The organism is Streptococcus sp. 32226D021BW, from assembly GCF_053545015.1.
Genome location: NZ_JBPPVC010000004.1, coordinates 40,091 through 53,199, shown reverse-complemented (window position 1 = coordinate 53,199; position 13,109 = coordinate 40,091). Strand labels below are relative to the sequence as shown.

At 36.1% G+C, this 13,109-nt stretch carries 13 protein-coding genes; 12 read left to right on the top strand and 1 reads right to left on the bottom strand.

What is annotated here, in order from left to right; all coding sequences use genetic code 11:
- Nucleotides 1–4: 4 nt before the first annotated feature.
- From ACEE44_RS03810 to ACEE44_RS03755, 12 genes are all read left to right on the top strand, one after another.
- Entirely contained in the window at nucleotides 5–2,029 is a 2,025-nt protein-coding gene (locus ACEE44_RS03810; protein WP_449171333.1) for a UvrD-helicase domain-containing protein, read from the top strand.
- A 391-nt stretch (nucleotides 2,030–2,420) separates the two neighbouring features.
- Complete coding sequence (locus tag ACEE44_RS03805; RefSeq protein ID WP_029180424.1) at nucleotides 2,421–3,188, top strand: DeoR/GlpR family DNA-binding transcription regulator; 768 nt, start codon at nucleotides 2,421–2,423, stop codon at nucleotides 3,186–3,188.
- A gap of 205 nt (nucleotides 3,189–3,393) precedes the next feature.
- Nucleotides 3,394–3,816, top strand: a complete 423-nt coding sequence (gene lacA, locus ACEE44_RS03800) for a galactose-6-phosphate isomerase subunit LacA (protein ID WP_449171332.1) — start codon at nucleotides 3,394–3,396, stop codon at nucleotides 3,814–3,816.
- 26 nt (nucleotides 3,817–3,842) lie between these two features.
- The gene (gene lacB, locus ACEE44_RS03795) at nucleotides 3,843–4,358 is read left to right on the top strand and encodes a galactose-6-phosphate isomerase subunit LacB (protein WP_002941130.1); all 516 of its coding nucleotides are present in this window, start codon (nucleotides 3,843–3,845) and stop codon (nucleotides 4,356–4,358) included.
- A 9-nt stretch (nucleotides 4,359–4,367) separates the two neighbouring features.
- Nucleotides 4,368–5,300: a tagatose-6-phosphate kinase gene (locus ACEE44_RS03790; protein ID WP_449171331.1), complete on the top strand. Its 933-nt coding sequence runs from the start codon at nucleotides 4,368–4,370 to the stop codon at nucleotides 5,298–5,300.
- Nucleotide 5,301: 1 nt separating this feature from the next.
- Complete coding sequence (lacD, locus tag ACEE44_RS03785; RefSeq protein WP_449171330.1) at nucleotides 5,302–6,279, top strand: tagatose-bisphosphate aldolase; 978 nt, start codon at nucleotides 5,302–5,304, stop codon at nucleotides 6,277–6,279.
- 186 nt (nucleotides 6,280–6,465) lie between these two features.
- Nucleotides 6,466–7,299, top strand: a complete 834-nt coding sequence (locus tag ACEE44_RS03780) for a PRD domain-containing protein (protein ID WP_449171329.1) — start codon at nucleotides 6,466–6,468, stop codon at nucleotides 7,297–7,299.
- A 130-nt stretch (nucleotides 7,300–7,429) separates the two neighbouring features.
- Nucleotides 7,430–7,747 (top strand): PTS lactose/cellobiose transporter subunit IIA, encoded by a 318-nt coding sequence (locus ACEE44_RS03775; protein WP_003048451.1) that lies wholly within the window; start codon nucleotides 7,430–7,432, stop codon nucleotides 7,745–7,747.
- On the top strand, nucleotides 7,747–9,426 hold the full coding sequence (locus ACEE44_RS03770; protein WP_024415631.1) for a lactose-specific PTS transporter subunit EIIC: 1,680 nt from the start codon (nucleotides 7,747–7,749) through the stop codon (nucleotides 9,424–9,426). The genes ACEE44_RS03775 and ACEE44_RS03770 overlap by 1 nt, the downstream gene beginning before the upstream one ends.
- Before the next feature lie 70 nt (nucleotides 9,427–9,496).
- Nucleotides 9,497–10,903: a 6-phospho-beta-galactosidase gene (gene lacG, locus ACEE44_RS03765; RefSeq protein WP_449171328.1), complete on the top strand. Its 1,407-nt coding sequence runs from the start codon at nucleotides 9,497–9,499 to the stop codon at nucleotides 10,901–10,903.
- Between the two features lie 64 nt (nucleotides 10,904–10,967).
- Nucleotides 10,968–11,861, top strand: a complete 894-nt coding sequence (locus ACEE44_RS03760; protein ID WP_449171327.1) for an aldose 1-epimerase family protein — start codon at nucleotides 10,968–10,970, stop codon at nucleotides 11,859–11,861.
- Nucleotides 11,862–11,912: 51 nt separating this feature from the next.
- On the top strand, nucleotides 11,913–12,752 hold the full coding sequence (locus tag ACEE44_RS03755) for a metallophosphoesterase (protein ID WP_449171326.1): 840 nt from the start codon (nucleotides 11,913–11,915) through the stop codon (nucleotides 12,750–12,752).
- A gap of 193 nt (nucleotides 12,753–12,945) precedes the next feature.
- On the opposite strand, the gene rpmG is transcribed toward ACEE44_RS03755, so the two are convergent.
- Complete coding sequence (gene rpmG / locus ACEE44_RS03750; RefSeq protein WP_002262412.1) at nucleotides 12,946–13,095, bottom strand: 50S ribosomal protein L33; 150 nt, start codon at nucleotides 13,093–13,095, stop codon at nucleotides 12,946–12,948.
- Between the last annotated feature and the right edge of the window lie 14 nt (nucleotides 13,096–13,109).

The following is a 13,109-nucleotide window of genomic DNA, read 5'->3' as shown; positions in this document are numbered from 1 at the left end:
ATCTATGACATATACGATTAGTCCAGAAAATAGACAATTAGAGATAGATATTCAGCAACAAATTAATGAATGCTTAGATAATTTTGAGAGCTTTTGTTTCGATGCTGGTGCTGGAGCAGGAAAAACCTATGCACTTCAAAAATCAATTGAGCATATTTTGAAGACGGAAGGAGAAAACTTAAAGTCAAATAATCAAAAAATCTTATGTATCACTTATACTAATGCTGCAAAAAATGAGATTCTTGATAGGATTGGAAAAAATTCTTCGGTGATAGTTTCTACAATTCATGAATTTCTTTGGGGATTTATTGCAATCCAACAAGAATTGCTGACACTAGAACATGAGAAAAAAATTAAAGAGGAACTTGATGAAATTGAACAGAAGATAAGTGAAAATTCGCTATCCAGTCATGTGAATCAGATTGAGTTTCAAAAAGTTATCTGTAATGAGGACTTTTTGAAAGTTTTCTACAATACACCTAGTAGTCCTGAAGTTGATTTTAAAGCAGCAATTCTAGCTTATAGTGATTATTTTGAAAAAGATGGTTTGTTAAATAATATTTCTAAGTTTCGTAGTCTAGTTAGTCATATTAATAATAAGTATAGATTAGAAATAGCACTAATGGAAATCGAGAATAAGAAATCCAGAAAAATAATCTATAATCCAATTCGAAATAAAGATAAGCTTGAGAATTATGTAATTAGTCATGATACATTATTGCTTTATTGTAAAAATATTATTACGAGTCATAATTTGTTAAAGAGACTATTTTCAGATAGATATCCGTATATCTTAGTTGATGAGTATCAAGATACAGATGAAAAGGTTGTTGCTATTATCAATAGTGTCAGGGAATATTCAAATTCTAAGAAAAACTTAGTAGTGGGATTTTTTGGTGATTCCTTACAAAATATTTATGGTTCAGGAATAGGTGTTCTGCCAAAAAAAGAAGAATATAAGAGTATTGAGAAAATCTTCAATCGTCGTTCTTCTAAGCAAATAGTAGAGTTGATTGAAAAAATTAGGAATGACAATTTTGGTCAACAATCTATATATAGTGATTTTGATAATGGATCCTATAATTTTTACATAGCTGGAGAAGATTTTAGTTTAAATACTTTTTTACAGGAAAATAGCCTGACTAATAATACATCTTGTCTACTAATGAAAAATGATGATATTTCAAAGGCCCGAGGATTTGATGAATTATTGTCAGTTTTGAAAAAATTTCCTAGATTTAGTGGTACTAGCTATGAAAATGTGACTAATGAATTTTTACAGCAGAACTTACAACACATGGGATGGTTTTTAAGAGAAATATTAACTTTCATAGACTTTATTCTAAAGGCAGGAGACGATAATTCAACAGTTCGAGAGATTGTCCAGTTTTTAACTTCTTATAAATCAACACTCACATTTGCAGAGATGAAACAATTTATTAGTAGCTCAAGAAAAATTAACCTTTCAACACTGACAGTTAGTGAATGTCTTGATGACATTGTTAATATTCTAGGACGAATATCAGGTGAAGATATTTTAAGAAAAATATTCGCAATAGATGATACTGTAGATAACATTTTATTGAACATAAAGAATCGTGCCTATGATTATTTTTATTATTTCCAGGATTCAGAGGAGGAAATAGAGAGAGAAATGTCAGTTATTGATGAATTTTTTAACCTAGATGTTTCTCAATTTATCAAGTGGTATAATTATATTTTTGATGACTTAAAAAATAAGGGAATTAGCTATTATACATTACATGGTTCAAAAGGCCTTGAATTTGATAATGTAGTTGTAGTACTGCAAGACAAATTTGCTAGAAAAATTGATTATTGTAAATATTTTTTTAAAAATTATAATTCTACAACTTTTGAGGATAATAGATTTCAAGAAATTCGTAATTTACTTTATGTAGCGTGCTCAAGAGCAAAGATAAATCTTCATGTGATCTATATTTCTGCTATACAAGAAGATATATTAGAAAATATCGAAAGTATTTTTGGTGAGATTCAATATTTAACGTAGTCCAAATTTTCATATGAGAGAGCATTAAGCTCTCTTTTTTCTTACTCTCTCTTCAACAATGTGATACCTTTTCCAAATCATATCTATTATCCTAATTTCATTCCGAAGAAAATCAATCCATGATTTTTCATTGGGAGTTTGGGGGCGAAGCCACTAAGTTATCTTATCGTTAGCTGTTAAAACTGGCAGGGTTTAAATGGCTGGCGATTTGATTTTGTGGATATTGTGGATACAATATCTGAGCTCTCAAAGACCTGAAAGGAAGCTATTAAGCAGTGCCGTGTCTAATATGATGGTGGGGATGTACTGATTATATTGAACAAATGTTCAAAATTCCAACATATTCTTGTTTATTTTTGATATAATGTAAAAAAACAACAAAGGATTAAACATGAATAAACGAGAACGACTAGAAGAAATTACACGATTGGTAAACAAAAAAGGCACAGTTCGAATTTCTGAGATAGTAGAATTGCTAAATGTTACTGATATGACTGTTCGACGTGATTTTATTGAATTGGAAGAGCAAGGTGTCTTAACAAAAATTCACGGCGGTGCTAGAAGTAATAAGGCTTTTCAATATCGGGAATATTCCCATTCTGAGAAACACATTCAGAATAAGGAAGCCAAGCAAGAGATAGCGGAAAGAGCAGCACAACTGATAGAAGATGGAGACACGGTGTTCTTAGGCCCAGGAACAACAGTGGCCTTTCTGGCTGAGGCCATTAAAAATCCTCGCCTAACAGTCATCACAAACTGTATGCCTGTTTTTACCATCCTATCTCAAAAAAAGACCGAGGAGTTTCAAGTCTTTCTCTTGGGGGGAGAATATCGTCAAGTGACAGAATCTTTTGTAGGAGAAATTACCAATACAAGTTTAGAAAAAATGCGATTCAGCAAGATTTTCTTTTCAGGTAACGGACTTAAGGGAACTGATGTCATGACCTCTACCCTAGCCGAAGCCTATACGCAAAATATTGCTATTAAACATTCTTTAGAAAAATATCTACTGCTGGATACCTCAAAAATTGGAAAAGATGATTTTACTTCCTTTTGTGATTTGAATGATGTAACCGCCCTAGTGACAGATATGAATGCAAAGGATGAAAATTACCAATTATTAAGTAAGCACATCGAAATTATCACTACAAAATCATAAAGTTATTAAAACCAACAGTGAAATGTTGGTTTTTTGTTTGTATACGAAAAAAATAAACAAAAATAAAACAAAATGTGTTGACTTTATGTTTGTTTGGTTGTATAATTTAAACATAAAAAGCGAAAACGCTTTTTCTAAGTTTTGCAAAACAAAGATTTTCTGCCAAATATGGCTACAACTTTCTATTTTTGTTAGGAGATAGGTTATGACAATCATTATCGGTGCTGATCCAGCGGGTTCAAAACTAAAAGACGTTATTAAAGATTATTTGCTAGAAAAATCATATGACTTTAAAGATGTCAGTGATGGAAGTGATTTTGTTGATACAACTTTGACAGTAGTTGCAGAAGTTAATCAAGAGGAAGGAAATCTTGGCATTGTGATTGATGCTTATGGAGTTGGTCCATTTATGACCGCAACTAAAGTTAAAGGCATGATCGCTGCAGAAGTTTCAGACGAACGCTCTGCCTATATGACAAGAGGACACAACAATTCGCGTATTATTACAATCGGTAGTGAGATTGTAGGAGAAGGAATTGCTAAAAATATCGTTAAAGGATTTGTTGAAGGTGAGTATGATGGCGGCCGTCACCAAATTCGTGTCGATATGCTAAATAAAATGTGCTAATTGTTGTAAACAAAGGAGAATAAGAGATGAAAATTGCAATCGGTTGTGACCACATTGTAACCTATGAAAAAATCGCTGTGGTAGATTATTTGAAAAATCAAGGATATGAAGTGTTGGACTTTGGGACTTATGACAATGTTCGTACTCATTACCCAATCTTTGGTAAAAAAGTTGGTGAAGCTGTTGCAAGCGGACAAGCAGATTTGGGAATTTGTATTTGTGGAACAGGTGTTGGAATCAACAATGCTGTAAACAAGGTACCTGGCGTTCGCTCAGCCCTGGTTCGTGATATGACCTCTGCACTTTATGCAAAAGAAGAGTTAAATGCCAACGTCATTGGTTTTGGAGGAAAGATTACAGGTGAGTTGCTCATGTGCGACATCATTGAAGCCTTCATTAAAGCAGAATACAAACCAACTGAAGCAAACAAACGTTTGATTGAAAAGATTGCTGCAGTTGAAACGCTCAATCAAGAGCAGGCTAATCCAGAGTTCTTTACGGAATTTCTTGAAAAGTGGGATCGTGGAGAATACCACGACTAGGAGGCTCACATGATTTTGACGATCACTTTAAATCCGTCAGTTGATATTGCCTATCAATTAGATACCTTTCATTTAGATACGGTTAATCGAGTAGAAAAAGTTCAAAAAACAGCTGGAGGCAAGGGGCTCAATGTCACACGAGTTTTGAAACAAATCGGTGAAGATGTTGTAGCAACAGGCTTTATTGGCGGTGAGACTGGAAGTTATGTAAAGAAACAACTCACTCGAAATGATATTAAAAATTCCTTTGTGGAAATTGGGAGCGAAACACGTAACTGTATTGCGGTTCTTCATGATGGCAAACAGACGGAGATTTTAGAACAAGGACCAACTATTCAAGAACATGAAGCCTTGAATTTTATTGAACACCTTGAAATCATTCTGAACAATGTAGATGTTGTTGTTATTTCAGGAAGTTTGCCTAAGGGACTTGCTAGCAATTATTATGTTGAGATTGTAGAACTTTGTAAAAAATTCGGTGTAGCTGTTGTTTTGGATTGTTCTGGTGAGGCGCTGAAAAACGTTTTAGAAAGCCAACAGAAGCCGACAGTTATTAAGCCGAATACAGAAGAGTTATCACAACTGATTGGTAAAGAAGTTACTGATGATATTCAAGAGTTGAAATCAGTTTTGTCTGGTCAACTTTTCCAAGGAATTGATTGGATAGTCGTCTCATTAGGGGCACAGGGGGCTTTTGCCAAGCACAATGACAAGTTCTATCGTGTGAAAATTCCAAAAATCAAAGTCGTCAATCCAGTAGGATCAGGAGATTCAACTGTTGCAGGTATTGCAGCAGGTTTGGTACATGCTTTACCTGAAGCAGAATTATTAAAAAATGCTAATGTTTTGGGCATGCTAAATGCCCAGGAAGAACAGACGGGTTACGTCAATTTAGAAAATGCAGAATCGTTGTATTCTCAAATCGAAGTCGAAGAGGTATAATATGGTAGCAACAGCAGATAAAAGAAAATACATGGAAAAAGTAAGCAATGAAGCAGGTATTATTTCAGCTTTAGCTTTCGACCAACGTGGAGCCCTGAAAAAAATGATGGCAAAACATCAGGCAGAAGAACCTACTGTGGAGCAGATGGAAGAACTAAAGAAACTAGTTTCAGAGGAATTAACACAATTTTCTTCCTCAATTCTGTTAGATCCTGAATTTGGTTTGCCAGCATCACGCGCCCGTGACGAACAGTGCGGTTTGCTTTTGGCTTATGAAAAAACTGGCTATGATACCAGCTCTACTAGTCGATTACCAGATTGCCTAGTAGAGTGGTCTGTAAAACGACTAAAAGAAGAAGGGGCAGATGCGATTAAGTTTCTACTCTACTATGACGTTGATGGTGATCCATATGTCAACCTTCAAAAACAGGCCTATATTGAACGCTTGGGTTCAGAATGTCAGGCTGAAGGTTTACCATTCTTCTTGGAAATTTTGAGCTATGATGAAACGATTGAAGACAATGCCAGTGTGGAATTTGCAAAAGTCAAACCTCGAAAAGTAAATGAAGCCATGAAAGTCTTTTCGGATGAACGTTTTGGAGTAGATGTTCTCAAGGTAGAAGTACCTGTAAACATGAATTTTGTAGAAGACTTTGGAACAGGGGAAGTCGTCTATACAAAAGAAGAAGCAGCTGAATATTTCCGTCAACAAGAAGCATCAACTCATTTGCCTTATATTTATCTAAGTGCAGGTGTTTCAGCTAAACTCTTCCAAGATACACTAGTGTTTGCACATGAAGCAGGTGCTAAATTTAACGGTGTTCTCTGCGGTCGTGCAACGTGGGCGGGTGTTGTGCCAGTCTATATTGAACAAGGCGAAGAAGCTGCGCGTGAATGGTTACGTACTGTTGGTCGTGAAAATATTGAGGGGCTTGATGCAGTCTTGTCTCAAACAGCAACTTCTTGGCTAGAAAAATAATTGAAAAATAACCATTTTCTTAAAAGAAAGGGTTTACATTTTCTGAGAATATGCTATAATAATCTCATCAGCAAGAATAGAGTGGATTGTAACTAATTCGATTAGGCAAGACTACAAATGGATTTGAGAGTAGGATATTCTCAGTTTGTTTGTAGTCTTTTTTGCTTAAAAATATAGGAGGGATATATGTTTAGGATTATACAGTCACTAAATAATAACGCTGCCCTGGTGAAAAATGAACATGGGGAACAGGCAGTCGTGATGGGATTAGGTATAACCTTTCAAAAGAAGAAAGGGGATTTAATTGTTAAGGACAAGATAGAAAATATTTTTTCACTGAAAAATGATGAAGCCAAAGAAAATTTTCTAACCTTGTTAAAAGATATTCCCTTAGATTTTATTTCGGCAACCTACACGGTTATTAATCATCTGGTAGAAACTTATCATTACCCTGTACAAGAATATCTATATGTGACACTGACAGATCATATTTATTGTGCATATCAGGCGGTTTTAAAGAATACTTATCAAGAAAGTAGGCTACCCAATATTTCAGCCGAATATCCATTGGAATATAAAATGGCGCGTGAAGCCTTAGCTATGTTTCGTGAAAAGTTGCTAAATGATTTTCCAAATGATGAGATTGGTAAAATTGCACTTCACTTAATCAATGCAAAAGGTGAAACAATTCATCCAACTAGTGAAGAACATGACATCAGTAAGAAAATTATTGCTGAGGTTGAACAAATTTTGATAGTGAATGGGATTAAACGCACAAAAGAAAATAGCAATTTTTATGATCGCTTTATGATTCATTTGTCCTATTTTCTGAATTACTTAGATAGATCCCATCAGTCAAATGAATCGATTGCTAGTTTGGAACAGTACATCAAGCTCCAGAATCCAAGAGCCCATCAGGTTGGAAGTCAGATTTTTGAGATGATTACATCATTGGTTGATGAGCCAGTAAATGATAGTGAAAGGTTCTATATTGTGTTACATATTCAACGGTTATTGTAAATCATACTCTTCGTAAATCCAATTCAGACGTTGTTGCCTCAACTTGATGAACTTTAGTTCTATCTACGTTTTCGTCGCCTAGTCTGAATGGTATTTCCATTGAGTACATAAAAAATAGGAGGTTCATGTTATGAACAGAGAAGAAATTACGTTATTAGGTTTTGAGATTGTTGCGTTCGCTGGTGATGCTCGTTCTCGTTTGATGGAGGCACTAGCTGCTGCTCAAAAAGGTGATTATGCAAAAGCAGAAGAACTAGTTGAAGCTGCCAATGCTTGTATTGTTGAAGCCCACCATGCTCAGACAAGTTTGTTGCAGAAAGAAGCGGCTGGTGAGGATTTAGCCTTTAGTGTGACGCTCATGCATGGTCAAGACCATCTCATGACCACATTATTATTGAAAGATATGATGAGTCATATGATTGAACTTTACAAACGAGGTGATAAGTAATGAATAAATTGATTGAATTCATTGAGAAAGGGAAGCCTTTCTTTGAAAAGATTTCGAGAAACCCTTATTTAAGGGCTATCCGTGATGGTTTTATCGCTGCCATGCCGGTTATCTTGTTCTCAAGTATCTTCCTATTGGTGGCTTTCGTGCCTAATATCTTTGGATTTACTTGGTCTGATGAAGTAGTTGCGGCTATCATGAAACCTTACGGTTATACAATGGGTATTGTAGCTGTCTTAGTTGCAGGAACGACCGCAAAATCTTTGACAGATGCGTTTAACCGTCAATTGCCAAAAACCAATCAGATTAACTTCATTTCAACCATGATTGCCTCAATTTCAGGTTTCTTATTACTGGCTTCTGATGGTATTGAAGGTGGATTTGCCAATGGTTACATGGGAACAAAGGGACTTTTGACAGCCTTTCTAGCAGCCTTCATTACGGTTAATATCTATAAGGTCTGTGTGAAAAACAATGTCACCATTCGTATGCCAGACGAAGTTCCACCGAACGTATCCCAGGCATTTAAAGATGTAATTCCATATGCATTATCTATCTTTGTCTTGTATGGAATTGATCTTGTGACACGTCAATTCCTTGGAACAAACGTTGCTGAGGCGATTCTGAAATTATTTGAGCCTCTATTTACAGCCGCAGATGGTTATGTTGGTATTACAATTATCTTTGGTGCCTATGCTTTGTTCTGGTTTGTAGGGATTCATGGCCCATCTATTGTGGAACCAGCAATTGCAGCCATTACTTATGCCAATATTGAAACCAACTTCCAGCTTCTACAGGCGGGTCAACATGCGGACAAAATCCTGACTTCAGGTACTCAAATGTTTATCGTGACAATGGGTGGTACAGGTGCTACCTTGGTTGTGCCATTCATGTTTATGTGGTTGACTAAGTCTAAACGAAATAAAGCAATTGGACGTGCTTCAGTTGTTCCAACTTTCTTTGGTGTAAATGAACCGATCTTGTTCGGTGCACCACTTGTACTCAACCCAGTATTCTTTGTTCCATTCATTTTAGCTCCAATTGCTAACGTATGGATTTTTAAATTCTTTGTTGATACGCTAAAAATGAACAGCTTCAGCGTTAACTTGCCATGGACAACTCCAGGACCATTGGGGATTGTAATGGGGACAAACTTTGCTCCACTTGCCTTTGCACTAGCTATCTTATTGGTAGTTGTCGATGTACTTATCTATTATCCATTCTTGAAAGTTTACGATGAGCAAATTCTTGCTGAAGAACAATCAGGGAAAGTTGAAAATAGCTTGAAAGAGAAAGTAGCAGCTAATTTCAATACTGCCAAAGCGGATGCTATTCTTGAAAAAGCTGCAGTCGACACCGAAATTTCTGAACAAACAAATGTTTTGGTACTTTGTGCAGGGGGTGGTACAAGTGGATTACTTGCCAACGCTCTAACTAAAGCTGCAAAAGAATATGGTGTTCCAGTTACAGCTACAGCAGGAAGTTATGGGGCACACCGTGAGATTTTGCCAGAGTATCAATTAGTCATCCTTGCACCTCAAGTAGCATCAAACTACGATGACATTAAACAAGAAACCGATGCATTGGGTATTAAACTTGCCAAAACTGAAGGGGCTCAATACATTAAACTCACTCGTGATGGTCAAGGTGCTCTTGACTTTGTCAAACAACAGTTTTAATCAAAGGGGGTGGGAGTGAAATCTCCAACTCCTACCCCTATATTTATTTTTGATAGAAGAAGGTAGGCATATGGTTAAAACATTACCGAAAGATTTTATATTTGGTGGAGCAACTGCTGCATATCAAGCAGAGGGTGCTACACAGACGGATGGAAAAGGTCGTGTTGCGTGGGACAAGTATCTAGAAGATAATTACTGGTACACTGCGGAACCAGCTTCTGATTTTTATAATCGTTATCCAGTTGATTTAGAACTAAGTGAACAGTTTGGTGTGAATGGCATTCGTATTTCAATTGCGTGGTCTCGTATTTTCCCAACAGGCTTTGGAGAAGTGAATCCAAAGGGAGTAGAGTATTACCATAAATTATTTGCGGAATGCCATAAACGTCGCGTAGAACCATTTGTAACGCTTCACCATTTTGATACACCAGAAACGCTACATTCTAATGGTGACTTTCTGAATCGAGATAACATTGAACACTTCGTCAATTACGCAGCGTTTTGCTTCAAAGAATTCCCTGAAGTTAATTACTGGACAACCTTTAATGAAATCGGTCCAATTGGTGATGGGCAATACCTAGTTGGGAAGTTCCCACCAGGGATTCAGTATGACTTAGCTAAGGTATTCCAATCTCACCACAATATGATGGTTTCACATGCTAAGGCGGTTAAGCTATACAAGGATGCTGGTTATAGTGGAGAAATTGGTGTTGTACACGCATTGCCAACGAAATATCCTTATGATCCAAGCAACCCTGACGATGTTCGTGCAGCGGAGCTAGAAGATATTATTCATAATAAATTTATCCTCGATGCTACATACTTGGGTTACTATTCTGAAAAAACGCTTGAAGGCGTTCGACATATTCTGAAAGTAAATGGCGGGGAATTAGACCTTCGTGATGAAGATTTCGCTGCCTTAGATGCCGCAAAAGATTTGAACGACTTCTTGGGTATCAATTACTATATGAGTGATTGGATGAGAGCTCATGATGGAGAAACTGAAATTATCCATAATGGTAAAGGTGAAAAGGGAAGTTCTAAGTATCAAATCAAGGGAGTTGGTCGTAGAGAATCTCCAGTCGATATTCCGAAAACGGATTGGGATTGGATTATCTACCCACAAGGTCTTTATGATCAAATCATGCGTGTGAAAAATGACTATCCAAACTATAAGAAAATCTACATCACTGAAAACGGCCTAGGCTATAAAGATGAGTTTGTAGATGGAACAGTCTATGACGATGGTCGAATCGACTACGTGAAAAAGCATTTAGAAGTGATTTCAGATGCTATCTCAGATGGTGCCAACGTTAAAGGTTATTTCATCTGGTCCTTGATGGATGTATTTTCTTGGTCAAATGGATACGAGAAACGATATGGTTTGTTTTATGTTGACTTTGAGACCCAAGAACGCTATCCAAAGAAAAGTGCATATTGGTATAAAAAAGTAGCAGAAACACAGGTTATTGAATAAAACTAATACAAGGATGCCTAGCTCAAGTTAGCATCCTTGTTTTCATATAAGGGAGGCAGTTTTTATGCTCGAATTAAAAAATGAGAACTTAACAGTACAATTTTCTGAATTAGGTGGACAAATTATTTCTATTAAAGACAAGGATGGTATCGAATATCTTTGGCAAGGTGATCCGACCTATTGGAGCGGTCAAGCACCAGTTCTATTTCCGATTTGTGGAAGTTTACGAAATGATTGGGCTATCTATGAACCTGCAGAAAGACCGACATTTACTGGCACAATTCCAAGGCATGGACTTGTGAGAAAAATGATGTTCAAAAATGTAAATAGTACTGAAAACTCTTTGGAATTTTCTATTTCATCAAATGAAGAAACCGTAAAAAATTACCCATTTGAATTTGAACTTTCCATTAACTACTCACTACATGGCAATACAATTCGGACAGAATATCGGGTGAAAAATCTTGAAGGACATAGAAAGCTACCTTACTTTATTGGGGGTCACCCAGGTTTTAATTGTCCCTTGTTGGATGGTGAGAGTTATGAAGACTATTATTTAGAATTTGAAAAAGTAGAATCTTGTACAGTACCTAGAAGTTTTCCAGAAACTGGCTTACTTGATCTGCGAGACCGCCGGCCATTCTTGGAAAATCAAAAAACCTTGGACTTGTCCTATCAATTATTTGAGCATGATGCCATAACATTGGATCAGTTAGCATCACGAAAGGTAACCTTGAAATCAAAAAATCATCAGAAGAAACTTTCGATTGCATTTGATGATTTTCCATATTTAGTGATTTGGTCAACTACAAATCAGAGTCCCTTTATCGCATTAGAACCATGGAGCGGACTTTCTACATCACTGGAAGAATCTGACATATTCAATGCCAAACGAAGTATTAGCTATGTTGCTCCAAAAGAAGTTGATAAAAAACATTTTGATATTATTATTGAGTAACCTTTTGAAAATGTTTGGTCGTTACAGAAATTTGGTAAAATAGTTCGAATAATGAAAAAACTAAAAAATATTAAGCCACGATGGTTTGTTTTTATTTGTATCCTAATTTTTCTTGCTTTAGGTTTTGACAGTCGGCTTCAAGTAACTCATTACAGGCTTGTTAGTCCCAAAATATCTCAGCTAATCAGACTTGCTCTAATTACTGATTTACACTCATCAAATTACGGTAAAAATCAGATACAAATCTTGGAAACATTAGAGAAAGAAGAGCCAGATATCATTTTATTAGGTGGAGATATTTTTGATGATGAACTTTCTGACAGAAAAACTCTAGAATTGTTGAGCGGGCTAAGTAAATTTAATCATACTTACTATGTGTCAGGTAATCATGAAATATGGAGTAATCGATATGAACAGATGCTAGAACATCTGCGACAACAGAATGTGGTTGTATTATCTGGAAATAGTAGTAGAGTTGATGTAAGGGGGCAATCCATCACTATTTCAGGCATTGATGATCCTGAATATTTTCAAAAGTATGATACTAGTGAGAGTTTGCTAGACCAACTTGAAGACATAAAAGGGAAGCAAATAAGCACTGACTTCCAAGTTTTACTAGCGCACCGGCCAGAACTAATTGATACATATCAAAAGTATGGATTTGACTTAGTGTTATCTGGTCATGCGCATGGAGGACAATGGAGAGTGCCTTATTTGGTTAATGGTGTATTTGCGCCTAATCAAGGTTTTCTTCCAAAATATGCAGGTGGTTTATATGAAGTTGAAAATTCGTATTTTATTGTAAGCAGGGGTCTGGCCAAAGAATCTACACGAGTACCAAGATTCTTTAATCGCCCAGAAATTATCATTGTAGATCTTGTTAATCCGTAACTTCACTTCTTTCTAATCACTCAAAAAACCACTGACTTAATGAGCCAGTGGGTTTTACTACTTATCCGAATCAAAAACTTATTTCAAAAAAGGTAGTGATTCGACTGATTTGTACTGCAATGTAATGAAAGTTCATCTTTCAAAAATCGCATAAAATCAGGGTTTCTACTGTCTATTGACGTGTAGTGAATCCCTATTTCACCTCAGTAAAAATAACGTGCTTACGCAATTTTGGTGAGTATTTTTTCAATTGAAGACGGTCTGGAGTGTTACGTTTGTTTTTTGAAGTAAGGTACAAACGCTCACCAGATTCTTTGTGTTCAAGTGTAATATTTACGCGCATGGTATCTCCCTTCT